The sequence below is a fragment of the Aquabacter sediminis genome (assembly GCF_028863665.1).
Lineage (GTDB): Bacteria > Pseudomonadota > Alphaproteobacteria > Rhizobiales > Xanthobacteraceae > L1I39.
The window spans coordinates 69,489-95,471 of the sequence record NZ_JARBFX010000004.1 but is presented as its reverse complement, the minus strand read 5'-3'; the positions used below and the strand labels follow the sequence as shown (position 1 = coordinate 95,471).

31 protein-coding genes are annotated in these 25,983 nt (G+C 64.6%); 20 read left to right on the top strand and 11 right to left on the bottom strand.

From position 1 onward, the window contains the following. The first annotated feature begins 18 nt into the window (after positions 1-18). The 7 genes from PV781_RS08855 to PV781_RS08825 all read left to right on the top strand — a co-directional run bounded on the left by PV781_RS08855 (position 19) and on the right by PV781_RS08825 (position 5,078). On the top strand, positions 19-1,053 hold the full coding sequence (locus PV781_RS08855; RefSeq protein ID WP_274775268.1) for a DUF7146 domain-containing protein: 1,035 nt from the start codon (positions 19-21) through the stop codon (positions 1,051-1,053). Positions 1,054-1,423: 370 nt separating this feature from the next. Further along, entirely contained in the window at positions 1,424-2,350 is a 927-nt protein-coding gene (locus PV781_RS08850) for a DUF2493 domain-containing protein (RefSeq protein WP_274775267.1), read from the top strand. A gap of 85 nt (positions 2,351-2,435) precedes the next feature. Continuing rightward, entirely contained in the window at positions 2,436-2,690 is a 255-nt protein-coding gene (locus tag PV781_RS08845; RefSeq protein ID WP_132030399.1) for a FitA-like ribbon-helix-helix domain-containing protein, read from the top strand. Further along, positions 2,687-3,109, top strand: coding sequence for a type II toxin-antitoxin system VapC family toxin (locus PV781_RS08840; RefSeq protein WP_274775266.1), 423 nt, complete (start codon positions 2,687-2,689; stop codon positions 3,107-3,109). The genes PV781_RS08845 and PV781_RS08840 overlap by 4 nt, the downstream gene beginning before the upstream one ends. Positions 3,110-3,391: 282 nt before the next feature. After that, positions 3,392-3,559 (top strand): hypothetical protein, encoded by a 168-nt coding sequence (locus PV781_RS08835; protein WP_188079217.1) that lies wholly within the window; start codon positions 3,392-3,394, stop codon positions 3,557-3,559. Positions 3,560-3,682: 123 nt separating this feature from the next. Then, the gene (locus tag PV781_RS08830) at positions 3,683-4,123 is read left to right on the top strand and encodes a hypothetical protein (RefSeq protein WP_274775265.1); all 441 of its coding nucleotides are present in this window, start codon (positions 3,683-3,685) and stop codon (positions 4,121-4,123) included. A gap of 628 nt (positions 4,124-4,751) precedes the next feature. Beyond that, positions 4,752-5,078 (top strand): DUF736 domain-containing protein, encoded by a 327-nt coding sequence (locus PV781_RS08825; protein WP_012172357.1) that lies wholly within the window; start codon positions 4,752-4,754, stop codon positions 5,076-5,078. Positions 5,079-5,161: 83 nt separating this feature from the next. Here PV781_RS08825 and PV781_RS08820 read toward each other — a convergent pair whose 3' ends face one another. Then, positions 5,162-5,410, bottom strand: a complete 249-nt coding sequence (locus PV781_RS08820) for a helix-turn-helix domain-containing protein (RefSeq protein ID WP_274775264.1) — start codon at positions 5,408-5,410, stop codon at positions 5,162-5,164. 256 nt (positions 5,411-5,666) lie between these two features. Here PV781_RS08820 and PV781_RS08815 point away from each other — a divergent pair, with 256 nt between their 5' ends. The 10 genes from PV781_RS08815 (at position 5,667) to PV781_RS08770 (ending at position 10,923) form a co-directional block, all read left to right on the top strand. Continuing rightward, on the top strand, positions 5,667-5,927 hold the full coding sequence (locus PV781_RS08815; protein WP_274775263.1) for a DNA -binding domain-containing protein: 261 nt from the start codon (positions 5,667-5,669) through the stop codon (positions 5,925-5,927). A 118-nt stretch (positions 5,928-6,045) separates the two neighbouring features. Then, the gene (locus tag PV781_RS08810; protein WP_274775262.1) at positions 6,046-6,387 is read left to right on the top strand and encodes a transcriptional regulator domain-containing protein; all 342 of its coding nucleotides are present in this window, start codon (positions 6,046-6,048) and stop codon (positions 6,385-6,387) included. Continuing rightward, positions 6,353-6,778, top strand: a complete 426-nt coding sequence (locus PV781_RS08805) for a DUF2285 domain-containing protein (RefSeq protein ID WP_274775261.1) — start codon at positions 6,353-6,355, stop codon at positions 6,776-6,778. The genes PV781_RS08810 and PV781_RS08805 overlap by 35 nt, the downstream gene beginning before the upstream one ends. 122 nt (positions 6,779-6,900) lie before the next feature. Further along, complete coding sequence (locus tag PV781_RS08800; protein WP_274775260.1) at positions 6,901-7,182, top strand: helix-turn-helix transcriptional regulator; 282 nt, start codon at positions 6,901-6,903, stop codon at positions 7,180-7,182. A 9-nt stretch (positions 7,183-7,191) separates the two neighbouring features. Then, on the top strand, positions 7,192-8,301 hold the full coding sequence (locus PV781_RS08795; protein WP_274775259.1) for a replication initiator protein A: 1,110 nt from the start codon (positions 7,192-7,194) through the stop codon (positions 8,299-8,301). Beyond that, the gene (parA, locus tag PV781_RS08790) at positions 8,298-8,951 is read left to right on the top strand and encodes a ParA family partition ATPase (protein ID WP_274775258.1); all 654 of its coding nucleotides are present in this window, start codon (positions 8,298-8,300) and stop codon (positions 8,949-8,951) included. Before PV781_RS08795 ends, parA begins: the two co-directional genes overlap by 4 nt. Further along, entirely contained in the window at positions 8,948-9,199 is a 252-nt protein-coding gene (locus PV781_RS08785; RefSeq protein ID WP_274775257.1) for a ribbon-helix-helix protein, read from the top strand. The genes parA and PV781_RS08785 overlap by 4 nt, the downstream gene beginning before the upstream one ends. Continuing rightward, complete coding sequence (locus tag PV781_RS08780; protein ID WP_274775256.1) at positions 9,196-9,717, top strand: DUF2840 domain-containing protein; 522 nt, start codon at positions 9,196-9,198, stop codon at positions 9,715-9,717. The genes PV781_RS08785 and PV781_RS08780 overlap by 4 nt, the downstream gene beginning before the upstream one ends. Further along, positions 9,714-10,259 (top strand): S26 family signal peptidase, encoded by a 546-nt coding sequence (locus PV781_RS08775; protein ID WP_274775255.1) that lies wholly within the window; start codon positions 9,714-9,716, stop codon positions 10,257-10,259. The genes PV781_RS08780 and PV781_RS08775 overlap by 4 nt, the downstream gene beginning before the upstream one ends. Position 10,260: 1 nt before the next feature. Then, positions 10,261-10,923: a lytic transglycosylase domain-containing protein gene (locus PV781_RS08770; protein WP_274775254.1), complete on the top strand. Its 663-nt coding sequence runs from the start codon at positions 10,261-10,263 to the stop codon at positions 10,921-10,923. 107 nt (positions 10,924-11,030) lie between these two features. On the opposite strand, the gene tnpC is transcribed toward PV781_RS08770, so the two are convergent. The 3 genes from tnpC to tnpA form a co-directional block, all read right to left on the bottom strand. Beyond that, positions 11,031-12,560 carry an IS66 family transposase gene (gene tnpC, locus PV781_RS08765; protein WP_274775253.1) on the bottom strand — a complete coding sequence of 510 codons (1,530 nt, stop codon included), beginning with the start codon at positions 12,558-12,560 and terminating at the stop codon, positions 11,031-11,033. Positions 12,561-12,632: 72 nt separating this feature from the next. Next, positions 12,633-12,986, bottom strand: a complete 354-nt coding sequence (tnpB, locus tag PV781_RS08760; protein WP_274775252.1) for an IS66 family insertion sequence element accessory protein TnpB — start codon at positions 12,984-12,986, stop codon at positions 12,633-12,635. After that, positions 12,983-13,879, bottom strand: coding sequence for an IS66-like element accessory protein TnpA (gene tnpA, locus PV781_RS08755; protein ID WP_274775251.1), 897 nt, complete (start codon positions 13,877-13,879; stop codon positions 12,983-12,985). Before tnpA ends, tnpB begins: the two co-directional genes overlap by 4 nt. Positions 13,880-14,132: 253 nt before the next feature. Here tnpA and PV781_RS08750 point away from each other — a divergent pair, with 253 nt between their 5' ends. The 3 genes from PV781_RS08750 to PV781_RS08740 are packed head-to-tail and all read left to right on the top strand — an operon-like array spanning position 14,133 to position 18,337. Beyond that, positions 14,133-15,872, top strand: coding sequence for a relaxase/mobilization nuclease domain-containing protein (locus PV781_RS08750; protein WP_274775250.1), 1,740 nt, complete (start codon positions 14,133-14,135; stop codon positions 15,870-15,872). Between the two features lie 21 nt (positions 15,873-15,893). Next, entirely contained in the window at positions 15,894-17,885 is a 1,992-nt protein-coding gene (locus PV781_RS08745; RefSeq protein ID WP_274775249.1) for a conjugal transfer protein TraG, read from the top strand. Between the two features lie 5 nt (positions 17,886-17,890). Then, a complete protein-coding gene (locus tag PV781_RS08740) occupies positions 17,891-18,337 on the top strand; it encodes a CopG family transcriptional regulator (protein WP_274775248.1) in 447 nt (148 codons plus the stop codon). A 237-nt stretch (positions 18,338-18,574) separates the two neighbouring features. Here the strand turns inward: PV781_RS08740 and PV781_RS08735 are convergent, their stop codons facing one another. The 7 genes from PV781_RS08735 to PV781_RS08705 form a co-directional block, all read right to left on the bottom strand. Further along, positions 18,575-19,693 (bottom strand): SAVED domain-containing protein, encoded by a 1,119-nt coding sequence (locus PV781_RS08735; protein ID WP_274775247.1) that lies wholly within the window; start codon positions 19,691-19,693, stop codon positions 18,575-18,577. Positions 19,694-19,705: 12 nt separating this feature from the next. After that, positions 19,706-20,167, bottom strand: a complete 462-nt coding sequence (locus tag PV781_RS08730; protein WP_342455444.1) for a M67 family metallopeptidase — start codon at positions 20,165-20,167, stop codon at positions 19,706-19,708. Then, a complete protein-coding gene (locus PV781_RS08725; protein WP_274775245.1) occupies positions 20,164-21,876 on the bottom strand; it encodes a ThiF family adenylyltransferase in 1,713 nt (570 codons plus the stop codon). Before PV781_RS08725 ends, PV781_RS08730 begins: the two co-directional genes overlap by 4 nt. Next, complete coding sequence (locus tag PV781_RS08720; protein ID WP_274775244.1) at positions 21,873-23,087, bottom strand: nucleotidyltransferase domain-containing protein; 1,215 nt, start codon at positions 23,085-23,087, stop codon at positions 21,873-21,875. The genes PV781_RS08725 and PV781_RS08720 overlap by 4 nt, the downstream gene beginning before the upstream one ends. Positions 23,088-23,164: 77 nt before the next feature. Beyond that, the gene (locus PV781_RS08715; protein ID WP_274775243.1) at positions 23,165-24,193 is read right to left on the bottom strand and encodes a CBASS cGAMP-activated phospholipase; all 1,029 of its coding nucleotides are present in this window, start codon (positions 24,191-24,193) and stop codon (positions 23,165-23,167) included. Further along, the gene (locus PV781_RS08710) at positions 24,183-24,632 is read right to left on the bottom strand and encodes a type II CBASS E2 protein (protein ID WP_489667328.1); all 450 of its coding nucleotides are present in this window, start codon (positions 24,630-24,632) and stop codon (positions 24,183-24,185) included. Before PV781_RS08710 ends, PV781_RS08715 begins: the two co-directional genes overlap by 11 nt. A gap of 40 nt (positions 24,633-24,672) precedes the next feature. Then, complete coding sequence (locus PV781_RS08705; RefSeq protein WP_274775241.1) at positions 24,673-25,959, bottom strand: nucleotidyltransferase domain-containing protein; 1,287 nt, start codon at positions 25,957-25,959, stop codon at positions 24,673-24,675. Positions 25,960-25,983: the final 24 nt, after the last annotated feature.

Sequence of the window (25,983 nt, the reverse complement as noted above, 5' to 3'; positions counted from 1 at the left end):
GTTTTTGAAAAGCTCGCCATGTCCGGGATTGCTCACGATCTGTCGCGCCGGCTCGCCGATCGGGCCGAAGCCGTGTGCCGTCACTATCTCTCCAATGGGCGCCGGGAGGGGCGCTACTGGCTGGTCGGCGATATCAGAAACACGCCCGGCCGCTCGCTCTTTGTCCGGCTCCAGGTGTCCGCGAAGGGGCCTGCTGGCAAATGGACCGATGCCGCCACCGGCGAACATGGCGATCTCCTCGACGTCATCCGCAGATCGCTGGGCCTCACCGACTTCGCTGACGTTGCCGACGAGGCGCGGACCTTTCTCAACCTGCCGCATCCCGAACTGGAGCCCGCAGCACCACGTTGCCGCGTCATGCCGGCTCCATCAGGGTCGGTCGAAGCGGCTCGCCGGCTATTTGCCATGTCGCAGCCCATCGCCGGGACCATCGCAGAGACGTATTTGCGCCGACGCGGCATTACGCTTTTGCACGGAACCGCAAACCTCCGCTTCCATCCACGCTGCTACTACAAGCCTGACGACGGCCCGAGCGAGACCTGGCCCGCCATGATCGCCGCCGTCACCGATCTCTCCGGCAGGATCACCGGCGTACACCGCACCTGGCTTGCACCCGACGGCTCGGACAAGGCTCCAGTCGACACGCCGCGCAAGGCGATGGGCGATCTGCTTGGGTGTAGTGTCCGCATCGGCGTGGCCGGTGACGTTATGGCGGCAGGCGAAGGCATCGAGACCATGCTGTCTCTCCGGCAGGTCCTGCCGAGCATGGCGATGGCGCCCGCGCTCTCGGCAGCACATCTGGCTGCCATCCTGTTCCCACTGAGGCTGCGGCGGCTCTACATCGTCCGCGACAACGATCCGGCGGGAGACGGCGCACGGGACATGCTGATCCAACGGGCGAACGCCGAGGGGATCGAGACCATCCCATTGTCGCCAGCGCTCGAGGACTTCAACGAGGATCTCCAACGGCTCGGTATCGATGCCCTGCGGACGGGTGTTCGGGTGCAACTCGTCCCGGAAGATGTCGTGCGCTTCATGAGCCTGGCCCCATAGCCGAAACGGGCTGAACCGCGAGACGTGGCCGCCATGCCGGCAAGGATGCGTCGGTAACGGCAAGAGGACCGCGCCTTGCGCCTTCGAGAGGGCGATCGGCCGTCAGCCGGGCCGGATCGGCAATGGCTGCCGCCGACGATTTTCCGGCGCGGCCTTCGGGCCGCTTTCCATCGCGAGGCAAAATCGCCGGCTTCTCGCCATCCTCCGCTGGCGCTGCGGCCCTCTGCGCTTTTCCGGCAGGGTCTTGTCCCGAAACCGGTTCCCACTTTCGGGGACCATGCCCGCGCTCCGGGTGCAGGTCCGTCCCGTCCGCCGGCTTCGTCGCCATGAAGGCCGCCACGGCAAGCGGTCCAAACCGACGGAGCATCCCATGAGCGCGCATGACGACCACGAGCCGCACCACGTCTCATCTCCGACCGAGCACCTGATCCAGGAATTGCAGCTCCACGGTCATCGTCCTTCCGAGGACGAACGCGACCAGCGCCCGCCGCCGGAAGACCGCCTCACCGAAGGCGCCGTTGCCGACATCTTCGATGCCCTGGTCGCCACGATCACCGACACCAGCCTTGATGCCGAGCTTCCCGATCTCCTCTGGTCGACCGTCAACATATTCCACCGCGCCGTGGACCGGATCGAACAGAAGCTCGACGACAATGAGCAGACCCAGAAGCAGCTTCAGCGCGAACAGGACGGCTCGGAGGTGAAGTCACTGGAGCTCGAGCGCCTGATCAACATCGGCATGAACCTGATCGACCGGCGCGACGGCATGGAAACCTTCCGCGAGGCCGCCGCCGACCGCTACCGTATCGCCACCGGCTCTCCCTGGACGCCACGGGCCGGATCACGGGTCAACCATCGCCATCTCACTGCATCGCTGATCGACAGCCGGGATTTCCTCGCCGCCAGAAGGCGTGCCGACACTGAGGTGCTTGTGCCCGCCGGGCCAAAGATCGCCTTCTCTGGTGGCGACACCGCCGATCACCGGCAGATCTGGGCCAAGCTCGATCAGATCCACGCCAGGCACCCGGCCATGGTGCTGCTGCATGGCGGCTCCCCAAAGGGCGCCGAGAAGATCGCGTCCCTCTGGGCCGACAGCCGCAAGGTGCCGCAGGTGGCCTTCAAGCCTGACTGGACGAAGCACGCCAAGGCTGCCCCCTTCAAGCGCAATGACCAGATGCTGAACGTGGTGCCGATCGGCGTCGTAATCTTCCCCGGCACCGGCATTCAGGACAATCTCGCCGACAAGGCCCACAAGATGGGCATCCCGGTCTATCGCTTCGGCTCCGGTGGCGCATAAGCGCCACCTGACCTGCTATCTTGAATATGATAGCAAATTATCTATTTTGCTATCAACGCTATCAGCCTTACTGGGAGGCGCCATCATGCCCGCAGTGACAATCCGCAACCTCTCCGAGGCGACGCACCGTGCCCTCAAGGTGCGCGCGGCCCAGCATGGCCGCAGCACCGAAGCCGAGATGCGCGAGATCCTAGAGACTGCCGTTCGCCCTGACACGCGACTTCGCCTCGGCACGGCGCTTGCGGAACGCAGCCGCCGCCTCGGCCTGACCAATGAGGACGTCGATGCCCTCAGCCCTGCGCGCGACAGGACGCCCGCCGAGCCCATGAGCTTCGAATGATCCTTCTCGACACCAATGTCATCTCGGAGGCGATGAAGCCCGTCCCCGACGACACCGTGCGGGCGTGGCTCGACGAGCAGGCGGCCGAGACGCTCTATCTCTCCAGCGTCACCATTGCCGAACTGTTGTATGGCATCGGTGCGCTGCCCGCGGGCAAGCGCAAAGACCGGCTGACCGAAGCCCTGGACGGGGTGATGGAGCTGTTCGCCGACCGCATCCTGCCGTTCGATGTTGCTGCCGCACGACGCTATGCCGACCTTGCCGTGAAGGCGCGTGCGGCCGGGAAGGGCTTTCCGACGCCCGACGGCTATATCGCCGCAATCGCAGCCTCCCGAGGCTTCACTGTGGCCACGCGCGATACCAGCGCGTTCGACGCCGCCGGTGTGGCGGTCATCAATCCGTGGAACGTGGAACGCTGACGACCTGCCACAGTCAGCACGTGTTGAACCTGACAACGCTGCGGAAGCGACCTGCGCGGCAACCCGCCATCACGGTCTCCTGACCGGACGACCATCCCCGCTTCACGACGCTGATCCTTGGGTCCAGCCGATGGCCTGACGCCATCAACCCATGAAGGGTCGGACTACGCTGCGCGTGCCGCCGCTCCGGCTGCGCCTCACGCGGTGATTGCGGCCACCGGCCGGCCCTTTCGGGCGCCTGTCAGCGGGGGATGGACCTCCGCTCGCGCAGGAGCCAGGTCGATGTCCGCCCAGATCGCTCACGCCTTCGCCTTCAGCCTCGCCACCACCCTGATGGCCACCGTCGTCATCTTCCGCGCCGGCGACGGCACGCTCTCTGTCGCCCCCGCTGCAGAATATGACGGCGACGAAGCCGCCATCGTCCGCGAAATCGACCCCTTCGCCTCTTGAGAGGCGAACAGGCGGCCATTACCGACGGAGGCGGCGTGCGCTCGTGCTCAGACGCCAACGCCAATCCCGCCGGTGCATCGTGGTGGTGGAGGCGCGTCGATCTGATTTTATGGAGCCGCCCCCATGATCTTCATCGGCATTCTTCTCAGCATGGCGGCGACCGCATCCCTCTGCTGGCTGCTCTTCACGCTGGCGGTATTCGCATTCCCGCTGTTTGCGGGCATCATGGCGGGCACATGGGCCTATGGCACCGGCGCCGGATGGCCCGGAGCTATCCTTGTCGGCTTTGCTGCCGCAGCCCTGACCTTCGGTATGGGCCGGTTCCTGCTCGCCACCGTCCACCCGATCTGGTCCCGTCTGCTCATCGCCGCCGCATTCGTCGTCCCGGCTGCCGCCGCAGGCTTCCACGCCACCCATGGCATCGTGAAGCACACCATGCCCTCGCCGACGTGGCAGATGGTGTTTTCGATCATCGGAGCCGGCGTGGTCGGCATTGTCGCCTGCGTGCGCATCACCGAGACGAAGGCGTTCGGCCCTTCTGACGGGCACAGTTCCCGTCCCTGACACCGCGATGCGGTTCGGCGCACCAGACAGTGAACGGCATATCGTCCGCTTAACCTGGCTGGGCCGGGAGGGAGCGGAGATCCGGCGCGCCAGCTTCGCCCTCTAACGCGGCAAGATTGGTGCGCGTGGAGGACGGCGGCCGTGTCGCAGCCGAAAGACCCCTCGGGGCGGAGCATTCGCGACGTTGGCGGGACGGGGAATGGGCAGATTGACCCGACTCACGGCATCGTCTGGCGGTGTGGGTCGGTCGGGTCTGCGTATCCGGTGCGGGGCCGCACCTCTCCGTCATCCGCCCGCCAGTGCCCGCTCCAAACGGCCTCTTCAATGGCCTGATCTGGCCGAAGGACGGCTGCGCCTCGATCGCCTATGCCACAATGGCTGGTCGCGACTTTCTTCCCCTGCCGACGCCCACCCCGCGCGCTGCGCGGGGACCCTGGATCGCCGTCATTCCTCGCGAAGCAACAAAGTCGCGCCTGCGCCGTCCTCCGCTGCGCTGCGGTCGCAATCCTCACCCCATCGCGCGAGCGCGACGGGGCCCCGAGGCGATGTGGCGTCGCTCGCCTCCGGCCTCCCGATCGCCATCGAGGCCGCAATGGTGCGGGCTCAGAGGACAGGACGGAGACGGAACATGGCCACCATCGGCACCTTCAAGAAGACCGGCACCAACGAGTTTACCGGCGACATCGTGACCCTCGGCGTGCAGGCCCGGGGCGTGCGTATCATCCCCGACACCCGCGCCACCGGCGAGAACGCCCCCAGCCACCGGGTCCTGGTCGGCCGCGCCGAGATCGGGGCCGCCTGGTCCAAGCGCTCCACCGAGGGCCGCGACTATCTGGGCCTCAAGCTCGACGATCCGAGCTTCACCGCCGCCATCTACGCCAACCTCTTCGATGACGAGGACGGCGAGAACTTCTCCCTCATCTGGTCCCGCCCCAACGGGCGCCGCAGCGACTGACGTGCGGGCTGCGCCCCCGGCCGGCAAGGCCGGGGGCGCTCTTCATCGGCAAACGCGATTACCGCGACAGCTAAAGTCCAGCCCTACTTGCCGTCCTTGAGATCGGTCTCGACTGGCTCTTTCGGCGGACGCAGGAGCAGGTCGGAAGCCTCGACGCCGAGAACCGAGGCGAGCCGCTGCACCACATCGATACTGGCGTTGTAAACGCACCGCTCGAGCGAGCTGATATAGGTCCGGTCAATGTCCGCGAGGTGCGCAAGCTCCTCCTGCGACAGCCCCTTGGCCAGCCGCAAGGCCTTCAGATTGCGCGCGAACACCTCTCGGATCTCCATGACCGAGAGAGCAATCGCTTGATGAGTATTTCACCACGGAGTATTCTCTACATTGCACTCGCCATGGTGTGGGCAGTGGTCGCCTGATGCCTCGCACCGTCAGTGCCAAAGAGATCGTGGATCAGTTGCGCGCACCGGCGACGCAGCGTTCGGCTTTATGAGCGCGCATGATAGAATGATCCCAAATTGCAGCCCCACGCCGTCGCCGACGGCTTGGGTTGCGACAGAAGAAACGGCAGCCTGCGGGGGAATGGACGTGGCCAAGGCGTTTGAGGATAGGGCGCCGTCGGGTCAGGAACTGACCGCCTATGATCGCACCCATATCAAGCTCTATATGCGCCTCCTCGACGCGACCGCTGAAGGAGCCGACTGGCAGGAAGTGGTGGTCGTGCTGTTCGGGATCGATCCGGCGCAGGAGCCTGCCCGCGCCCGCGCGGTGCATGACAGCCATCTGGAGCGCGCCCGCTGGCTCGCCCAGACAGGCTATCGCGATCTGCTCCCACATCGCGTGAACTGAAGCGCCGCTATCCAGGTGATGCGCGCGACGCATCACCTGTTGCCTGTGAGGTGAGTTCTGCCCGGAGATACAATCTTCAATTGATGACCCCACGGCATGCACCGTCTGGGAGTCGCTCATGAAGCCCGATACGTCGCGCTGGCGAGACAGTCGGACCTACGACTATTTCGATGATCTCTCGGTGGAGGGATTGGCCTGGGAGTGCCTCAGGCGGGATCCATCCTACCAGCAGGCCTATCGGGACCTTGTGGACGCCGAGAGAGCGGCTGCACCTCTCCCAGCCGAGGCCGAACATCTCTGGGGGTTGCGATGTCCCCGCGAACCCCTCGCTCCCCGCGACCCGTCAACCAGTCCACTGGTCCCCACGGATCAATCCGGCCGTCACCGTCCTCACCGAGCTTCCCGACCATCTGCTGGGCACCGGCATGGCACCTCACGCTGTGCCTGCCGAACCACCTGATCATGCGGCGCCGCCGCACCTTCTGCTTACCGTCGTTGAACCCTGCGCATCGATCGCGGCCCTGATCCCCTTCGACGACGACATGCCCGGCCGTATCGAGGCGCTGAACCGCCTCTGGCATGCGCAGCGTGGGAAGCGGATTCCACCCGACACCCGCATCACCCGCCAGCAGCGCGGACGCCTGCGGCTGATGCTTCAGGCCTGCGACGGACGGTGCCGGGGCGCCAGCTACCGCGCCATCGCGGAGGCCATCTTCGGCACAGAGCGTGTCGCGGCCGATCCCTGGAAGACGTCTCCCCTGCGCGACCGCGTCATCGGCCTGGTGGAAGGCGGCACCGGGCTGATCGCCGGCGGATATCTGCGGCTTTTCCGCCACCGTCGCCGCACGTGACTGGGTGGGGATTTTAGCCCCCCAATCTTCCCCATCCCTCCCGACATTCCTCCTCCGCCACCGTGGTCACCGTCCGCCGCCGCACTCCGGCGGCTCCCGCCACGCCCACGGAGGCCCGCTCCATGCGACCCGATCTCGCCACCCTCCCGCCGCGCTATCTGCGCACCAAGGAAGCCGCCGCATTTCTCAGCCTGTCGGCCCGCACGCTTGAGAAGCACCGCACCTATGGCACCGGCCCCGCTTATCGCAAGCTCGGCGGGCGCGTCGTCTATTCCATCGACGACCTGCAGGCCTGGACGGAACGCGGCGCGGTCACCTCGACCTCCGATCCGCGCGGCACCGTCCTGCCGGCCAAGCGCCATGGGCTTGTCGCCGGTTCGTTCGCTGGCCGCGCCGCGCGCTGACCGCTCCCCATGGCAGCGCGGCATCACAGCCTCTCGGAGCGCGGACAGCTGGATCTGTTCCGCGCCCTGCCAGGCGAGTTCGCGCCACGAGATGCGCAGGATCTCATGGCCTATCCCTTCTTCTCCCTCTCCAAGACGCCGCGCGTCGCGCCGATCGATTTCCGGACCGGCAGCATCGCCATCCGGGTCGAGGCCGTGCCCGACCACGGCATGGCGACGATCTGGGACGCCGACATTCTCATCTGGGCCGCCAGCCAGATCGTCGAGGCACGCGACGCGGGGCTGCGCACCTCGCGCCTGATGGCGGCGACGCCCTATGAGATCCTCACCTTTGTCGGGCGCGGCACCTCCCTGCGCGACTATCAGCGCCTCAAGGCCGCGCTCGACCGTCTCCAATCCACGACGATCTCAACCACGATCCGTCAACCAGCCGAGGGACGCCGGCACCGCTTCTCCTGGATCAATGAATGGCAGGAACGCACCGACCGCAGTGGCCGGCCTGATGGCGTCGACCTCATCCTGCCGGACTGGTTCTACCGCGCCGTGCTCGACGACGCGCTCGTGCTCACCATAGACCGGGCCTATTTCGGGCTGACGGGCGGGCTGGAACGCTGGCTCTACCGGCTGGTGCGCAAGCATGGCGGGCGACAGCAGGATGGGTGGCGTTTCGATTTCCGGCACCTGCATCAGAAGTCCGGCAGCCTGTCGCCGTTCAAGCGCTTCGCCTTCGAACTCAGGGATCTGATCCGGCGCCAGCCGCTTCCCGGCTACATGCTGTTCGTCGAGGTCGAGGTCAGCGGCCGGCTGAAGCTCGCCTTCGAGCCAGCCGCCCCCTGTGGACAGCCTGTGGATAGCCTCGTGCTATCGGGAACCCGGACTATCGTGCCATCGGGAACCGGTGCCTCGTGCTATCAGGAACCCAAACAGGCCCTAACTCCCTGTCATACATCAGAAAATCGCGCCCTTAACTTAGAGTCTAACCCAGAATCTAACTTTAAGAGGCGCGCGAGCGCTTTTGAGAGCGCTGCAGATCAGCATCGGCAGCGGGCAAAACGGCCTGGGAAGACGCCGCCTGGCATATCTTCGCAGACACCCCCTCGCGGTGGAGATCGGCGATGATCGTCGCGCTCCTCAACCAGAAGGGCGGGGTCGGCAAGACGACGCTGGCGCTGCATCTCGCCGGGCAATGGGCTCGGCAGGGACAGCGGATCACGGTGATCGATGCCGATCCGCAGGGCTCCAGCCTCGACTGGTCGCAGCAGCGCAGCCGCGAGGGCCTGCCACGGCTGTTCGGTGTCGTCGGGCTTGCACGCGATACGCTGCACCGGGAGGCCCCCGAGCTCGCGCGTGACGCCGATCACATCGTCATCGATGGACCGCCTCGCGTCGCTGGCCTGATGCGCTCAGCTCTGCTCGCCGCCGATCTGGTGCTGATCCCGGTGCAGCCCTCGCCCTTCGATGGCTGGGCCTCGGCCGAGATGCTGGCGCTGATCCGCGAGGCGCGGATCTACCGCCCGGAGATGGTGGTCCGGTTCGTCCTGAACCGCTGCGGCGCGCGCACCGTTCTCGCCCGCGAGACCGCGCGGACGCTGGCCGACCACGATCCCCCGGTGCTCGCCAGCACCATCGGTCAGCGCATCGCCTTTGCGGCTGCGGCGCAGTCCGGGCGTCTCGTCTTCGAGCGCGACGATGCGGGGCCGGCCACGCGCGAGATCGCCGCGCTCCGCGCCGAGATCAATGGTCTCGACCTCGGGAGGCTCGCGCCATGAGCGAACGCCCGATCCGCCGCGACTTCGCCTCTCGGCCTGCTGATCCCGAGCACTGGATCAAGGCAGCAGATGTCGCGCCAGAGCACCGCCCCGGCGCCGCGTTCACTGCGCGGCTCACCATTGATGTGACGCCCGAACTGCGCGGGCGGATCAAGGTCGCCGCCTTCCGCCGCGGCGTCACCGTCGCCGAGATGCTGCGCGACCTCCTCGCGCGCGAATTCCCTCCCCAATCTGGAGATCTGCCATGAGCGCGGCGTTTGCGCCCCGTGCGGCCAGCACGACATCCGCGTCCAGTCCCCCGTCCGATGCCCTGACCCATGTCGAGCTGACCCATATCGAGAAGCGCATCGAGAACTGGATCCGTTTCGGCCATCACGCACATGAGCAGCTTCTGGATCGCCGTCGACGCATCCTGTCTTTCCCTCCCGGCAGCATCTTCGCCTTTGTCCGGTGGGCGTCGAACGACTTCGGTACCGTGGCCTCCCGCCTCGACATCGTGCGCTGCGTGGCGCCGGGCGAGAGCTACCAGACGCTGCCCTTCGTGCGTCCCGGCGGTGAGATCCTGTTACGGGTGGATGGCTGGCCGAAGGTCGAGAAAATTCTACAGCACATCGACGTCATCGAGGCGATCGGCATCGATCCTGCCAGTGTCGCTCCCGATCACTGGGGTCATGTCGCCCACCGTACGAGCGTCGGCTTCGAGCCGCGCGCCTATACAGCAGAGCGCCATCAGGCGTGGCTGAAGCGGCGGGAGTGCGGACAATGAACCGCGCCGCCTATGTGCTGATGACGATCGTCGCCAGCGTCGGTGTGGCCTTCGCCGCCACGGTGCCGACGTCGCTCAAGCTGGTGTGGAATGTCTCGGCGAGCGTCCCTGTCGGGCTCTACTCTGTCGAGCCGGCGGATCATCTCGAGATCACCGATCTGGTCGCGGTGATGCCGCCACCGCCGCTCGCCGCGTTCCTGATCGCCCGTGGCTATCTCGGAGAAGGCACGCCGTTGTTGAAGCGTGTGATGGGGCTGCCGGGGCAGGATGTCTGCCGCTTCAGTGACGCCATCACGGTCGATGGCGTGCCGCTGGGCGAGGCGCTGCCGCGCGATCGCTTGGGTCGGGACCTGCCGGTCTGGCAGGGCTGCCGTCGTGTTGAGCCAGGCTACCTTTTCCTCATGAACCCGGACGTCGGCGACAGTCTCGACGGACGGTATTTCGGGCCGATTTCAGACGGCACCGTCATCGGGCGGGCAATGCCACTCCTCACGGATGAAGCCGGCAACAGTGACTTCATCTGGCGCGCGGCGGTGCGCTGACATGCATCGCGCTACGCTCCTTCTCGCATCCGGACTGCTGATCGGGGGCGCCTCGCCCGGCTCTGCCACCGCGCAGACCACGTCGCCGACTGAGGCGCACGCCGTCACGTCCTACGCCGCCTTTATCGACGAAGCCGCGCAGCGCTTCGAGCTTCCGGCCAGCTGGATCCGAGCCGTCTTGCAGGCCGAGAGCGGCGGCGATCCGCGCACCGTTTCACCGGCCGGGGCCATGGGTCTGATGCAGATCATGTCCGCGACCTGGGATGAGCTTCGCGTCCATCACGGTCTCGGTGCCGATCCGTTCGACCCGCGTGACAACATCCTCGCTGGCGCCGCCTATCTGCGCCAGCTCCATGACCGCTATGGCAGCATCCGCGCCATGCTCGCGGCCTATAATGCCGGGCCGGCGCGCTATGAGGCGTCGCTTGCCGGCGCGCCATTGCCGCCGGAGACGCGCACGTACATCGCGGCTCTGGCGCCGATCATCGACAAAGAGTCTGCAGCCGGCGCCACCGAATTGGGCCGGCCAATGGCGCAAAGCTGGCGTGAGGCGCCGCTGTTCGCCGCGCCGCCCGCGCGCAGCAATCCCACCGATGCCGCGCTCCTCGCGCCGCGATCGGACGCGCTGTTCGTTGCACCGTTGCCATCGCGGAGGGCGCCATGAGCAGGCGGGCCCGCTTTCGCATGGTGTCGGGCTCTGGCGTTCCGTGGAGGGTGGGGAGGCGCAGGACAGGAACCACGACCGTATGCGTCCGGGGGCTGCACATGATGTCAGCTCTTGGCAAGATTCGCTGCTTTCCATGCCCATGGCAGGAGTTCATCGAGCCGGTTGACGGGATGGCCGTCGACCATGCGCTGGAGAACGTCGGCGAGATAGGCGTAGGGTTCGACTCCGTTGAGCTTGGCGGTTTCGATGAGCGAACAAAGGATCGCCCATCTCGCCCCTCCGCCGTCGCTGCCGGCGAAGAGGTGGTTCTTCCGCCCAAGGCTGACGGGGCGGATCGCCCGCTCGACAGGATTGGTGTCCATCTCGACATGGCCATCGGTCAGGAACCGGGTGAGGCCGTCCCATCTGGAGAGCGCATAGCGTATGGCTTTCGCCAGTTCCCCGGCAGCGGGGATGAGCGCCAGCTGTGCCTTCAGCCAGGCCTCCAGTGCTGCCACCAGTGGCTTCGAGCGGCTTCGTCGTGCCGCCAGCCTGTGCGGCGGCGACTGCCCGCGAAGCTCTGCTTCGATCACGTAAATATCGCGGATCCTGCGCATGGCCTCTTCGGCGATGGGCGAGCCGGTGGCCTGCGCGACATCGTAGAACTTGCGCCTCGTATGCGCCCAGCAGGCGGCAAGTTTGATGGTCCCGGCCTTCGCGAGCGTCTCGAAGCCGGCATAGCCATCGACATGCAGTACGCCTCTATAGGACGCCAGATGTCTGGCCGGGCGCTCGGCCTTCCGGTCGGGTGCGAACATGTAGATAGCGGCTGGAGGTTCCGGTCCGCTCCACCCGCGCTGTTCACGGGCATAGACCCACAGCCTTCCGGTCTTGGTGCGTCCCCGGCCGGGATCGAGCACCGGAACTGGCGTGTCATCGGCGAAGAGATAGTCGGAAGCCAGGATATTCTTCGCCAGCTTGTCGTGAAGCGCCTCCAGCCACCAGCATGCGCCACCGACCCAGCCGGCGAGCGTCGAGCGCGCCAGATCGATGCCGTGCCGCGCGAAGATCTGCGACTGCCGATAGAGCGGCGTATGGTCACAATATTTGCTGATGAGAACCTGCGTGAGCAGCGCCGGCGTGGCCACTCCACCGGCGATCAGCCGTTCCGGCGCCGGCGCCTGAACCACGCTCTCGCAGAGGCGACAGGCATATTTCGGGCGGGTGATGCGGATCACTCGCAGCTGCGCCGGCACCCAGTCGAGCATTTCGGCCTGGCTCTCGCCAATCGCATGGAGCGCGCCGCCGCAGCACGCGCAAACCTCACTCTCGATGTCGAGCCGAACCTCCTGGCGCGGCAGGTGATCGGGCAGCGGTTTGCGATGAGACGTGCGTTCCGACGGCAGCTTCGCGACGTCCGGACTGCTCTCCCTGATGCGAGCGATATCGGCATCGAGATCGTCCAGGGCGAGCGCCAGCTGGTCGGGATCGAGGCGCTCGGAACGGCGGCCGAACTGCGCCCGCTGCAGCTTCTTGATGATCGACTGAAGGCGCTCGATCTCGCCGTCGCGGCTCTCGACGACGCCCACAATCTCGCGCACCAGCTGGTGCAGGAGGTCGACATCGGAGGGCAGGTTATCCAGATCGAGCCGCATGCGCGATTCTACTGCAAAACCGCGTCGCACCCAAGCTTAGAAGCCTTCATCTGTCAGCATTTGCCTGCCTTTTCATCCCGCCAGTGCCGGTTTCCAGACACGTTCCGGCGCACGCCAGTCGATGCCTTCGATCAGCATGGCCAGCTGCGCCGGCGTCAACGTGATCGCGCCGTCATAGCCCGCCATCACCGGCCACACGAAGCTGCCCTGGTCGAGCCGCTTGGTGAACAGGCAGAGCCCGTTGCCGTCCCAGAACAGGATCTTCAGCATCGACGCCTTCCTTCCCCGGAAGGCGAACAGGTGGCCCGAGAACGGGTCCTGCTTCAGCGTCTGCTGCACCAGCATGGCGAGCCCGTCCAGGCCTTTGCGCATGTCGGTGTAGCCCAGCGCCAGATGCACCTTCACGCCGGCGGGAACGATCATCATGGTGCGATCTCCCCGCGCTCGACATGCGCCCGCACAGCATCGGGATCGCTGCCGGCCGGCGCGAAGACCCGCCGCCCGTCGGCCAATTCGACGGCTATCATGCCGTCGGGCCGCTGCATCAGATCCTGCAGCACACGTGCCGCCGGCGTACCTTCGTCCAGCGCGACGGGCGCCAGCTTCGCGCGCTTCTTCTGCGCCACGCCGAACTGCACCCGCCAGCGGAACAGCAGTCCCGTGACGATGCCGTGCTTGCGCGCCACGCTCGACACGCTGACGCCCGCCTGGTCGCTCTCGAGTGCGATGGCGCGTTTTTCCTCGTCGCTGAAGACACGCCGGATCGGCTGCCGCGGCGCCTCCGGTTCACCCTTCGATGGAGCCGTCAAGAGGCCGTCCGCCGGCTTTTTGCTGGCACTAGTGCCAACGACCGGACGGGCGGAGGGGTGAAGATGCGCGCGCCAGTCGATCTCCACCTCGCCCTCGTCCAGCCGGTCGCGCCATTTGCGCAGGCTCGTCGGCGACAGATTGAGCGCAGCGGCGTACTCGCGCATGCCCATCCCGCTCCAGTTCATCGCCTCGACATGCATCGCCCAGAACGCCTGAAGCGCACGGTTGCGCTCATCCGTGCTCACGCTGAAGCGCAGCCGGGCGCGTCTCTTCTGGCGCTTTTCCTCGGCTTCACGGCGCTTCGACCGGCGCAGTTCCGCCTGATATTCCACATGCTTACGGGCCGCTTCCTTGCCGGCCAGATACTTCAACCAGCGATCGAACGTGCACTTCCAGAGTCCGTGCTGGCGGCAATAGTTCGTCCGGTCCAGCCCGCTCTGCCGCCACGCCTCGATGTGAACAACCCAAAAGGACTGCCGCGCCGTGTTCTCGAAATGTCTCAAATTCATCGGAGATCCTCCATGCTACGAAGGAACCCGACATGCCCCGATTTTGCACCACGCCAATACTGTGCAGGGGCCGGACGCTTACCCACGACCGCACGAGGGCAGGATAAAAGGGCGCACATTGCGCGGCGGTCGGGGTGTTGTTTCTGCACATCTTTCCTGCGCCTTCGGCACCTTGCGGAGCCGAACCACAAGGTTTGCGCGTGCCGCAAATGGCACCGCATCAACGATTTTCCGCACATTGCGAGGCTTCGCCATGAGCGATGAACGCGAGTTCCGCGTCCGTCCCGGCCGCATCCGCTCGACCCGCGCCCAGCAGGCCCGCCCCTTCGTCGCCCAGGCGCTCGCCGCAGCCCGAAAGGCCGGCGGCGGGGTCTCTCGGTCAGGCAAGATCGCCTCCGGCAACCGCTCGCGCTTCGGCAGCGGACAGGTCGCCAGCCTGCAGGCCAGCCGCCGGATCACGCCGCACTCGCGTGGCGCCGTGGTGAAAGCCCGCGTCGTCCGACACACGGCCCGTGCGGGCTCCCTCAGTCAGCACCTCACCTATCTTCGCCGCGAGGGCGTGACGCGAGGCGGCGAGAAGGCGCGGCTGTTCGGTCCCGAGAGCGAGAGTGTGGATGTCGACGCCTTCACCGAGCGCTGCCGCGAGGACCGTCACCATTTCCGCTTCATCATCTCGCCTGACGATGCCCTGGAGATGGAGGACCTGCGGGCCTTCACCCGTGACCTCACCCGGCAGATGGAAAAGGATCTCGGCACCGGGCTCGACTGGGTCGCCGTAGATCACTGGAACACCGAGCATCCCCATGTCCATCTGATCGTCCGGGGCCGCAGCGACGACGGCCAGGACATCGTGATCTCCCGAGACTACATCAGGCAAGGCATGCGCGACCGCGCCCGCGACCTGATCACCCAGGAACTAGGCCCGCGTACCGAGCTCGATATCCGCCGGAGTTTCGAACGCCAGATCGAGGCCGAGCGCTGGACCGAGCTCGACCGCCAGCTTCTCCGCGAGACCCGGGAGAGCGGCATCATCGACATGGCGCCGGCTCTAGGCCGGCAGCCGGACGACCATCATGCGCTCAAGATCGGACGCCTTCGCAAACTCGAGACGCTCGGCCTCGCCAGTGAGATCGGCAACGCGCAATGGGTGATGGAGCCGGAGGCGGAATCAACCCTCCGCGCGCTCGGTGAGCGTGGCGATATCATCAAGCGCATGCACCGCGCCCTCACCGAACTCGGGATCGAGCGCGGCACGGCCAGCTATGTCCTCGCCGCCGAGAGCCTCGATGTGCCGGTCATCGGCCGGCTGGTCGCACGTGGTCTTGATGATGAACTCCACGGCTCCGCCTATGCCATCGTCGATGGCGTGGACGGCCGCTCCCATCACATCCGGCTTCCTGACCTCGATGCCGCCGGCGATGGCGCACCGGGCTCCATCGTCGAGTTGCGCACCTTCGATGATGCGCACGGCAAACGGCGCGTGGCGCTCGCCGTGCGCTCCGATCTCGATCTCGCCCATCAGGTCACGGCCACCGGCGCCACCTGGCTCGACCGTCAGGCCATTGCGCATGACCCCGTTGCTCTCTCCGACGGCGGCTTCGGCGCGGAGGTGAGCCAGGCGCTTGACCGGCGTGCCGACCATCTCATCCGCGAGGGCATGGCCGAGCGGCAGGGACGGCGTGTCGTCTTCGCCCGCAACCTCATCGAGACGCTGCGTCGCAGGGAACTGGACATCGTCGGCGACAAGATCGCCTCCAAGACCGGCATTCCGTTCAACAGGGCCGGCACCGGCGAATATGTCGCCGGCACGTATCGCCAGCGCCTTGTGCTCGCGTCCGGTCGCTTCGCCATGCTCGACGACGGGCTCGGCTTCCAGCTCGTGCCCTGGTCGCCGTCTCTGGAGCGCCAGCTCGGCAAGCATGTCTCCGGCGTCGCCCGTAACGATGGCGGCGTCGACTGGAGCTTCGGCCGCAAGCGTGGCCTCGGCCTCTGACCGCAGAGAAGGATCATCACCATGTCGGCGACGAAAATCCTCTGGGGGCAGATCCTCACCGTGCTGCTGATCGTGTTGGCGGCCATCTGGGGCGCCACACAATATGTGGCCTGGCGCCTCGGCTTTCAGGCCCAGCTGGGCGCCCCGTGGTTCGCGCCTCTCGGTCTGCCGGTCTACTACCCTCCGGCCTTCTTCTGGTGGTGGTACTTTTTCGACGCCTATGCGCCGGAGGTGTTCTTCCGGGGGGCGCTGATCGCCGCCTCTGGCGGCTTCCTCTCCATCGCCGTCGCCATCGCCCTGTCGGTCTGGCGGGCCCGCGAGGCATCTAGGGTTGAGACCTATGGTTCGGCGCGCTGGGCCGAGAAGGAGGAGGTCCGCATCGCCGGGCTGCTCGGCACCGATGGCGTCATCCTCGGTCGGCATGAACGCGACTATCTACGTCATGACGGGCCGGAGCACGTGCTGTGCTTCGCGCCGACCCGGTCCGGCAAGGGTGTCGGCCTGGTGGTGCCCTCGCTGCTGACCTGGCCAGGATCGGCCATCATCCATGACATTAAGGGCGAGAACTGGCAGCTCACCGCCGGCTTCCGCGCCCAGCATGGACGCGTGCTCCTGTTCGACCCGACCAATGCCAAGTCCGCCGCCTACAACCCTCTGCTCGAGGTGCGCCGCGGCGAGTGGGAAGTGCGCGACGTACAGAACATCGCCGACATCCTCGTCGATCCCGAGGGCTCGCTGGAAAAGCGAAACCACTGGGAGAAGACCAGCCACGCCCTGCTCGTCGGTGCCATCCTCCACGTGCTCTATGCCGAGACGGACAAGACGCTCGCCGGCGTCGCCGCCTTCCTGTCCGATCCAAAGCGGCCGATCGAGACCACGCTCGACGCCATGATGAAGACCGCCCATCTCGGCGAGGCGGGCCCGCATCCCGTCATCGCCAGCGCCGCTCGCGAACTGCTGAACAAGTCCGACAATGAGCGCTCGGGGGTGCTCTCCACCGCCATGTCCTTCCTCGGTCTCTACCGCGATCCGGTGATCGCCGAGGTGACGCGGCGCTGCGACTGGCGCATCGCCGATATCGCCGGCGGCAAGCGACCGTCGACGCTCTACCTCGTGGTGCCGCCCTCCGACATCAATCGCACCAAGCCGCTGATCCGCCTGCTCCTCAACCAGATCGGTCGGCGCCTCACCGAGGACCTGCAGGCCAAGGGCGGACGCCACCGTCTGCTGCTCATGCTCGACGAGTTCCCCGCGCTGGGGCGGCTCGACTTCTTTGAATCGGCGCTCGCCTTCATGGCCGGCTATGGTCTGAAAGCCTTCCTCATCGCCCAGTCGCTGAACCAGATCGAGAAGGCCTATGGGCCGAACAACTCGATCCTCGACAATTGCCACGTCCGCGTGAGCTTCGCCACGAACGACGAGCGCACCGCCAAGCGGGTCTCTGATGCGCTCGGCACCGCCACCGAGATGAAGGCGATGAAGAATTATGCCGGCCACCGGCTCTCGCCCTGGCTCGGTCATCTCATGGTGTCGCGATCAGAAACCGCCCGCCCTCTACTCACCCCCGGCGAGGTCATGCAGCTGCCGCCCACGGACGAGATCGTCATGGTCGCCGGCACGCCTCCAATCCGGGCGAAGAAGGCGCGCTATTACGAGGACGCGCGCTTCCGGGACCGGGTCCTACCGCCGCCAACACCCTCCCGTGGTTCGGCTGTGCAGCACGATGACTGGACCGCGCTGCCGTTGCCAAGGCAACAGGAGGGCACCGGCGGGAGCTCAGCGGACGAAGGTCGAGACGATGATCCGACCGGCTCCGAGCACCGGCATCAGCCCGAGCTCAGCCGCGTGAAGCCTGTCGAGAAAAGCCAGCCCATCGAGAACGAGTTCGAGTTCGACACGGATCGCGACGACGAGATGGAGGATGTCGCCACCCGGAACCGGCGCATGACTGGCCTCATGCAAGGCGTCGCTCGTCAGGTCAGCCTCAATCCCAATGACGGCATGGAGCTGTGATCGCCATGGCAGGTCGCACGAAGAAAGCGCAGATTTCCGTCTATCTCGAGCCCGACATCATGGACATGCTGGCGCACTATGCCGCCCAGCGCGACCAGTCCATGTCCCTGATCGCTCAGGCCGCGATCGCCTCCTTCCTGTCGCCCGACAGTGCTGAGCATCAGGAGGCCGCTCTTGCCCGTCGCCTCGGCCAGATTGATCGCCGCCTGGCCCGGCTGGAGCGGGATCTCGGCATCTCGACCGAAGCCTTCGCCACCTTCATCCGCTTCTGGCTCGCCACCACCCCCGCACTGCCCGAACCCGCCGCCCAGGCGGCCCGGGCCAAGGTCTCGGAGCGCTACGCAGCCTACACCCGCGCGCTCGGCCGGCGCCTCGCCAAGGGGCCGCAGCTGCGGCAGGAAATTGTGGAGGATGTTGCGGGATCGGAGAATGACGGGGCCAGCCGGAGTTGAGCCATAACTGCCCCTCGACAGCCAATCCAGCGACGTCCGCCTTGCGCCCCCATTCCTGCCATTCGACTGACACTTGCGATTTCCCGAAAGCCGACATTGTTTATGGCGTAGCCGGGCGCCAGCCGATTACTTCGGCGTATATGTTCGAATCTCATCCGGCCCGCCCGCCGATTGCACGCTATGGTGCGATACTCCACGAGATAGCTACGCGATCACCGCCGATTGCCCCATGGACGGTCACCCGAGGCGAGATTGCATCTCAGATCCCGCTACGTGCACCACGCGGGACGTCCCTATACCCGCAACCGGCATTTCCACTCCCCACGGATATCGTGTGTCCTGCGCTCGCTCGAACTGATAAACTGTAACATTTGGCAGATTTCTTTTGTCGTAACGTCGAGCAAGATTGAAGACTATGCTATTTTGCGCGGCCACAACCAAATGAATCCGGCCTATTCCCATCGCGTCAAGTTTCTTAACGACACCGAGAAACTGCTCGGCCATGGCAGATTGCTTGGTTTTAGACCAATGCGAGGACTGGAAGTCGGTCAACGTCGCCCGAACAACCGGATGTGTGAAGGTAGTCGCCAAATCTTCCGACTTCACCAAGTATGAGGCCGACACGGCGAGCACTACATCGCGGGCACCACGCGCCTCCTCGAGCCCCGTGACTTCGAAACGCAGACCATCGTCTGATCCGTCCAGCAAACGCCACCTACTCGCAGTGCGATCCCAGTCCATGACGACGACATCGCCCTCATCGTCGAGGAGCACTCCGGTCAAAAAGGTGAACGGCACCGCCGTCAATCCGCCATAGACGGTCGTCAGGTCGCTTCGGTCATTTCCTTTCTGAGCCTGATGGAAAAAGGTCTTCATGGCACCAATACGATGGAGAAGATCTTCAGGCTCGACAATGACTCCATCCTTGTGTTGGCGCAGGTCCAGAAGATAGTCCATCCGAAGGCCGGCAATGCTATCGGGGATGGCAGCCTTCAATGGCGAGCCATCGTCGTCCCGCAGTCCTCTGCCCTCGATTACGAAGACCTTCTTCCGCGAGAGTCTCTCTTGCTCGCCGGCGTAGCGCTTCCACGCCCAAACGGCTGAACAGATCATTAGGAGAGCGCAAACCACCGTGACGCTCCAGAGAATGCCATCGGGAATTGTCCCTGCAGTTCCAATCTCCACAGAAACGGGGCTCGCGCCGATTGGGCCGGAGTATTTGAAGACCCAATTTGCGCCATGGACCGCAATCAGCACCGCGACAGCACCGCGGAAAATCCAACTCTCCGCGTTGCGGGCTCGAAAGAACCAGGCCGTCGCAGATCGAATCACAAAGTCAACTGTATCCCAGCTCATCGGCGGCTCTCTTCAGGTGGTCGTCAGTTCGACAGATTCCGGCGTTCGACCGCGACGATGAAGGCTCGCCGAGGAAACGAAGCGACGAAAAAAACCTAGTTTCACGATCAGGAGCACCGCGAAGTCGATTCCTCTTTCTCCGTCGACCAAATCCTGCATCGAACGAAGATCGGTGATGCTTGGTCGCGCCAGAAAGCTCGGATGCGAGTGCCATTCGCCCAGATAGTTGAACGTCTGATACTTGTGACCCGTCCGATCGAAAAACTCTTCCAGTGCTTTCCGGTGATGGTCGGCATCCCGCACGAAGTGGGCGTGCTCTCCCGAGATTTCATCCAGAGAAAAATCGACGATCACAAAATTACCGGCCGCGAGTTCCTGACCCATAAGGACGCCACCAATCTCGCGCGACCCAGCCCGTCGAAGGGCCTGCTTCATACGAACTCTCGTGTCCGCAGGAATTTCGACCTGAATCACGCTGCGGATCCCGGAAAGAGAGAGGACAACAGGTCCTTTAGGTCCTCCGCGGATGCAGCGTCCTTGGATTCGCCCCACTCTCCTTCCGGCCGTAGTTCGATTGGCCACGTGTCGAACGGCGCCTGGAAAATCCATTCCGCTGCCAATCCGATCGCATAAGCCGAGGAAGGAAAGATGCTTTGCTCGCGCGTCAGGATATCCAATGCCAATCTGGACGCATGGCCGGCAATAACGCTGACATCGGCGTCATCGGCAACCAGCGGAGAGCCATCTTCCGACCGCGCCCCATAATCCGCATCGGCGGCTCCCGCCCACGACACACCATGGCCGTCACACCAAGCCCGGACCTGTGTGCGGGCAAACGTCGGGGGTGGGTCGAGATCCGGCCTCGCCCTCGCGACGACGCCTCCGATGCCTCCGGCGAACACCTTGCACCAGACCATAGGTTTTCGTCGCCGCCGCGCTATTGCCGCCAGCAGGTTGAACGCGCGCGGATCAGCAGTCGCGTCGATCAACAGATCGGCCTGCGTCAGCTCCTCCATGACCGACTCGGTTGTCCCGGCGCTCTCCTGTTGGCCAAGGGCCACGCGCCGGCTCGAAACCTCAGCATCTGCAACGATATCCTTGAGACGCATCGTCAAGGCATCGACCTTGTGCCCGCCGACTGCTCGCGCATCGAGGTCATTCCTGACGAGGTTCGCCTGGAAGAATATATCGTCGTCGACCAACGTGAATTTGCGGACCCCGGATCGGGCGAGCGTGGCAGCGATCTTCGATCCGACCGAACCGCATCCGACAATCGCGATCCGCTTCTCGGCGAGACCAGCGTAAGTGGCGGGAAGTCGGCCAGACGCTTCAGGTGCAACGATCACCCTGTAATGGAAGACGGTCTGCTTTCCCTCGTAGGCATAGAGGTTCAGCGCAACCCACCGGTCGCCATTCCCAAGCAGGACGAAGCCATCAAAAGGGATTTGAGGAAGCTGTTCGGCAAGTTCGGGAAACTCGGCAGGCAACGCTTCGGCAAAACTCCCTGGGCTTACCCGGAAGCGATCAATCTCCCGCATTGTCCTAAACGCAAACCCCTTCGCAATCGAGGATCCCGAGGGCTGAGGAGCGCTTTGCGACCAGATGATCGAACCCTCGTCTCCGACGCTAACGAGAGATGCGACCCATGTCGGCTTTTCAAGCCTGTCCCAGGCCGTGATGGGTATGGGACCGTCCATGGGAAGGCGCGCCAAGGCTTCGATGGCACTTCCGGCAATCACGAACCTCATGAACTCGCCGCGTGCCTCGCGGCCAATCGATGCCTGATGAGCGGACTGGACGATGCCGTCTTCGTCTCCCGTCGGCTTCTCACTCGAGAGGAGACGATGTGCGCTCTCCACCATCATCGCGCCGGTGATAGACGGATCCCAGTTGTCGGGGCGGTGCTCGAGGCAGAGCTCTCCTTCCGCTCCGTACTGGTGCCAGGAAAGCCGTTTGCCTTCCCGCGACCGCACCATCGGCGGTGTATCTGCAAAGGTCGACGGATATGCCATGAAGAGGCCGAAAATCTCACCGTCGTGCTGAATGTCAAAATCAACGATCAGCTGAAGGTCATCACCGATCCTCCAGCTGATACCTGACAGCCATCCAGCGCCCTCCGCCAACTGGGCGAGAGCAACCCGCTCGAACTTGGCACGGGTGGTGTTGGTCAGCCACCAGCTCATGCAAAGCCCTTGGGCGTCGTGGGCACGCGTGGCGCGTTTCCGAAGGTCGGAACAGCCACTGCCGGGGCAACGGAAGCCGTGCGCAAGAGCCCACCGCCGCTTCCGCCGATCTTCCTGGCTGCACGATCGCTCAGTGCGGTTCCCATCCTCGCCGAAACCGCCTCGTTCATGCCCTGGATCGTCGTGGCTCGAGCAGCACGACCAAAGTCCTCACGAGCCTGATCGAGCCACTGGAAGTAAGCCTGCGCTTTGCGCGGTTCCTTCTCCCATTTGTCCGCAAAGTTCTCAAACGGGTCAGTCGGGTTCGGGATCACGTACTTCGTGCCATCGTGATAGATGTAGCGGTCCATGCTCTCGAGGATTGAAAAGAGCGCGCCCGCGATCGTGTCCTCCTCGCTATAGGCGTGGGCCGCCAAGGTGGTAATGATGACGGAGATGGGCTTCAGATCGGGATCACGGGAGAACATGTTGTCCCGGTGCCTTTTCAAAAGCATCACTGCCGCCTGCAACGGCGTCAGCACGCGATAGTCGGGCAATTTCTCGATGCTCGCGGTAACGCCTCGCCTCCTCAGGGACTCCACCAGCATCTGCTTGCGTCGAGCCAGGACCGCCGCCATACGTGACTTGAACCACTCGCCATATCCCTTGGGATTGGAGCGCGGCCAATCTGTCGTCCGAGCCAGGTACGTCGACACTTCACGATCCGTGATGGCGATCGCGGTGTCGGCCCACCGCGCATCGAACTGCGCCCTTTCGAGAAGAAGCCTCTGTTCCGCGCCATTCGGCAGCGCGGGGACGATGTCCATGTGAAACTGGGCACCATCCGCGTAATCGAGGATCCAGCAGCGCCGTCCTTCTCGAACGGGCTTCGTCATCCCTTTGGCGTCGTGATAGGCCTTGATCTCGCGACCCAGGAGCTGCTTCAGTTCGAACTGCGTGAGGTCGTTCTTGCTGAGCTTTTTCAGCTCACAGACAGAGTCGACATCATACTCTTCGGCGTCGTTGATCGGCCGGATCGCCGTCCCGAGACGAAATGATCCCTGCACATAGACCGCAGGGTCGAAACCCCGGACGGCACTCTCTGGCCGGTGAAACCAATCACCCAGAGACTTATAGCTCGTCTCGGCCTGTTCATACCGAGACTCGGGTATCGCCAGCTCGTCGACCAACGCCCGAAGAAACCGCTCAACCTGCTCATCTGCGCTTGCCATTCATCCCCCCGTGTACAGTTTGTCCAAAATTCCAGCCATCAAGACTAGAGATGCTCGTGAAAATAAAACAAATACGACTATGTGTAGTGGCGCTCGCGGGGCTCGACAGTAGCCGTGAAGAACCGTGAAATAGCCTCTTTGTTCGCATTGAAATCACGCTCAGCTAGAGCCGGAAGTCGGGCAAAAGCCGCGCCGTAATCGTCCATCTCGACGAGCGCATCTTCACCCGCCGGTTCCACGCGCAAGCAACGGTCCGGCCCCAGCAGGAGCTTGGTTTGCGCTGTTGCGTTGTCAGTCGTGAGGAACATCGCCGCCTTGATGATTTCCTTCCACGCAAACAGTCCGCCGAAGACGTCTGGCTGGCTCAAGTTGAATGGCGGATTCCCCGTCCCGATGCTGAAGACTTCGATCTGCTCGGGCGTTAGGTCGTACGCAGTAAGTGCGTCGACCAGTGCAATCATAGCGGGATTGTTCGCCCACACACCACCGTCGATGAAAATGCGTCCGCTATCCTCGTGCTTATGACCTTTGAGATAGGTCGGCGCGGCCGAGGTCGATCGGGCCACCTTCCACATCGGTGTCCGATGGTCGTTCTGGAAATCCTCGTGATGATCCGTCTTGAAGACCGCGATCTCCGTCTTTGGCATCATGAAGGCCGGGATCACCAGCCGCACCATAGATTCACCGAGAAGATGATCTTCGAACCGGTGTTTCAGCGCCTTCTCCAGCTCCTCATGTGCCAGTTTCGGACCCAAGAACCGCCAACTCACCCACTGCCATGCCCTGGCCCACCAACGTCCGGGCAGCGGAGGAAAAACCTTACGCCCGTCGTCGCGGTAGAAGGTCACGATATCGGCCGTGGAAAGCCCCAGCCCCAGCCCGAGGGCGATGATGCCGCCCGTGGAAGTGCCCGCGATCATGTCAAAATACCGGACGACAGGCTCTCCGCGGCCCAGAGTCTGCTGGCACCGATGTAGAAACTCCGCAGTGTAGATTCCCTTGATGCCGCCGCCGTCGAGCGAGAGGATCTTGAACGGCTTGTCCTTCGGCCACGGCTGGCGCCGCCGCTTTGCACCCAGGCTGTTGACGCGTCGGTCAGTGAACATCGGCCAAGACCTCCTTCACCGTAAGCGCTTCCGCTGCATGCATGCGAGCGACACTCTCGTAGCCGACGCCGGGCGCCAGCCATTCGCCAGTCATGTGCCACAGCTCATAGTAGGCTAGCCATTCGGCGGCCCACCAGATCGTCGTCTCTGCAATTAGGTCCGCGGGCGTCCACTCCCGGCCTTCAGGATCAAATAAGCACAGTCCCGACCGAGTCGGTTCCTCAGCGTGAAAGATCAGGTGCGGTATCGCGTCGAATGTGCTGTCCGGCCGGGGCGTGAGTGGTGGGTCATCGACCATCACGTAGGGCAGCGACATGGCTCCGGGCTTCCAGAAGAGCGCCACGGCATAGAACTGAGCTTTGGGCCGCAGCGGCCCCCGCCACCAGAGTGTACCGTCGCCTAGCCTGCGGCCCTCGAAATCGGGCCACAGGCGGCGCATCGCCGTAAGCTGTGCGTCGGGCGACCGGTGCTTGCGCTCTCTATTCGTCATCCCCACCGTCCAGCACGAAGGGGTGGAAGTTATGACGCGGCACCTCGCGGTACCGCTCGGGTGTCACCACGATGGCGGGGGCCTGGATCGCGCCGGAGCGCGCCGCCGACAGAATGGGCGTCGCGCCCGTGCGCCTGTCGTGCCGACTAGCCAGAACTGCCCGCTGTTCCCGCCCGATGCGTTCTCCGAAGAGGTCGTCGATCGCCTTCGCGATGTCGGCGAGCGGAGCCATCGCCATGGTCTCCAGCTTCTCCGCCAGATACTCGAGCTGTTCGGCGAGCGTGCGCATGTCGGCAATGCCGTCGCGCCCGGCGCGCGGCCAGCGGTCATTGATCCGGTCGGATGGATAGGACGGATTCTGCTCCTCCGGGCGGGTTCCGTTCTGGATATGCCCCCGAAGGATTTTCGCCGTGGAGTCGGACAGCACGAAGAGCTGCGCTGACAAGCCGAGGGGCACGTAGCCTACATCGCCTGCACGCTTCGCGAGATAGATCGACGGCGGGCGGTTCAGGGGCAGGCTCTCGTAACGCAGGTTGAGAAACCGCTTCAGAAGCTTGAGGGCCACGGCCTCCTGCGCGTCAATGGCACTCGGGATCATCGGCGGCAGGTCGAGTTGGTCCGCCTTCATCACTACGAGGCGCTCCTGCTCATCGATGAACTGCAGGCGACTGCGCGCCGCCGCGGCGCGGTGCCGGCCCAGGCTCTCGGCGAATACCACCTGACCAATTCCAACCATGGACCGGAACCATGCTGTGAAGCCCCAAGGGTTGGCGTCAACGCGATAGGCGTCCCCCTCATCCGGCGAATGGAAGATTTCACCGGCGCGGGGAATGACGATCCGGCCGCGCCGATCCATGATCGTCACGTCCATGTGCATGAAAGGAAACTGGAGCTGGACGCAGCGGGTGCAGCGCACGATGGCGACAGCGCCGGGGAAGCCCTGCAGCGCCTTTTCCAGCTCGTCGAGTGCGCGGCTGTCGTTCCAGTCGTCGGGAACATCGATCTCCACGATGGCATCGACATCGAACCGGTCGTCCTCGGTGCCGCTGACGATCGTCGTGCTCGTGGCGATCGAACCCTGCGCGTAAATGAGGCTTACACCGTCGATCAGGTACGGCGCGAGGGGACTACCCTTACGCTCCAGGTGCCGCTTCAGGAGCCGATACCGGTTTTCGGCTACCCGTCGGTCGCGGGGGCTTAGTTCGATGAGCGCGGCGACGTCGAGGAGAACCTCGTCGAGGGCGACCGTCTGGCGAAAGGGGTCATGGAAGGTCATCGGCAGTTCCTGTTTCTGGCGGCA

Bases quoted from the DNA above. Each gene is read 5' to 3' on its own strand.
- PV781_RS08845 (WP_132030399.1), top strand. From the start codon at position 2,436: ATGCCCGCAGTGACAATCCGCAACCTCTCCGAGGCGACGCACCGTGCC.
- PV781_RS08710 (WP_489667328.1), bottom strand. From the start codon at position 24,632: ATGCGCCGCCTGTGGCCCGATTTCGAGGGCCGCAGGCTAGGCGACGGT.
- PV781_RS08750 (WP_274775250.1), top strand. From the start codon at position 14,133: ATGAGCGATGAACGCGAGTTCCGCGTCCGTCCCGGCCGCATCCGCTCG.
- PV781_RS08840 (WP_274775266.1), top strand. From the start codon at position 2,687: ATGATCCTTCTCGACACCAATGTCATCTCGGAGGCGATGAAGCCCGTC.
- PV781_RS08805 (WP_274775261.1), top strand. From the start codon at position 6,353: ATGGCACCTCACGCTGTGCCTGCCGAACCACCTGATCATGCGGCGCCG.
- PV781_RS08705 (WP_274775241.1), bottom strand. From the start codon at position 25,959: ATGACCTTCCATGACCCCTTTCGCCAGACGGTCGCCCTCGACGAGGTT.
- PV781_RS08800 (WP_274775260.1), top strand. From the start codon at position 6,901: ATGCGACCCGATCTCGCCACCCTCCCGCCGCGCTATCTGCGCACCAAG.
- tnpA (WP_274775251.1), bottom strand. From the start codon at position 13,879: ATGAATTTGAGACATTTCGAGAACACGGCGCGGCAGTCCTTTTGGGTT.
- PV781_RS08715 (WP_274775243.1), bottom strand. From the start codon at position 24,193: ATGTTCACTGACCGACGCGTCAACAGCCTGGGTGCAAAGCGGCGGCGC.
- PV781_RS08810 (WP_274775262.1), top strand. From the start codon at position 6,046: ATGAAGCCCGATACGTCGCGCTGGCGAGACAGTCGGACCTACGACTAT.
- PV781_RS08820 (WP_274775264.1), bottom strand. From the start codon at position 5,410: ATGGAGATCCGAGAGGTGTTCGCGCGCAATCTGAAGGCCTTGCGGCTG.
- PV781_RS08775 (WP_274775255.1), top strand. From the start codon at position 9,714: ATGAACCGCGCCGCCTATGTGCTGATGACGATCGTCGCCAGCGTCGGT.
- parA (WP_274775258.1), top strand. From the start codon at position 8,298: ATGATCGTCGCGCTCCTCAACCAGAAGGGCGGGGTCGGCAAGACGACG.
- PV781_RS08745 (WP_274775249.1), top strand. From the start codon at position 15,894: ATGTCGGCGACGAAAATCCTCTGGGGGCAGATCCTCACCGTGCTGCTG.
- PV781_RS08725 (WP_274775245.1), bottom strand. From the start codon at position 21,876: ATGAGCTGGTGGCTGACCAACACCACCCGTGCCAAGTTCGAGCGGGTT.
- PV781_RS08855 (WP_274775268.1), top strand. From the start codon at position 19: ATGTCCGGGATTGCTCACGATCTGTCGCGCCGGCTCGCCGATCGGGCC.
- PV781_RS08740 (WP_274775248.1), top strand. From the start codon at position 17,891: ATGGCAGGTCGCACGAAGAAAGCGCAGATTTCCGTCTATCTCGAGCCC.
- PV781_RS08770 (WP_274775254.1), top strand. From the start codon at position 10,261: ATGCATCGCGCTACGCTCCTTCTCGCATCCGGACTGCTGATCGGGGGC.
- PV781_RS08785 (WP_274775257.1), top strand. From the start codon at position 8,948: ATGAGCGAACGCCCGATCCGCCGCGACTTCGCCTCTCGGCCTGCTGAT.
- tnpB (WP_274775252.1), bottom strand. From the start codon at position 12,986: ATGATGATCGTTCCCGCCGGCGTGAAGGTGCATCTGGCGCTGGGCTAC.
- PV781_RS08795 (WP_274775259.1), top strand. From the start codon at position 7,192: ATGGCAGCGCGGCATCACAGCCTCTCGGAGCGCGGACAGCTGGATCTG.
- PV781_RS08830 (WP_274775265.1), top strand. From the start codon at position 3,683: ATGATCTTCATCGGCATTCTTCTCAGCATGGCGGCGACCGCATCCCTC.
- PV781_RS08780 (WP_274775256.1), top strand. From the start codon at position 9,196: ATGAGCGCGGCGTTTGCGCCCCGTGCGGCCAGCACGACATCCGCGTCC.
- PV781_RS08825 (WP_012172357.1), top strand. From the start codon at position 4,752: ATGGCCACCATCGGCACCTTCAAGAAGACCGGCACCAACGAGTTTACC.
- PV781_RS08735 (WP_274775247.1), bottom strand. From the start codon at position 19,693: ATGAGCTGGGATACAGTTGACTTTGTGATTCGATCTGCGACGGCCTGG.
- PV781_RS08835 (WP_188079217.1), top strand. From the start codon at position 3,392: ATGTCCGCCCAGATCGCTCACGCCTTCGCCTTCAGCCTCGCCACCACC.
- tnpC (WP_274775253.1), bottom strand. From the start codon at position 12,560: ATGCGGCTCGATCTGGATAACCTGCCCTCCGATGTCGACCTCCTGCAC.
- PV781_RS08850 (WP_274775267.1), top strand. From the start codon at position 1,424: ATGAGCGCGCATGACGACCACGAGCCGCACCACGTCTCATCTCCGACC.
- PV781_RS08720 (WP_274775244.1), bottom strand. From the start codon at position 23,087: ATGGCAAGCGCAGATGAGCAGGTTGAGCGGTTTCTTCGGGCGTTGGTC.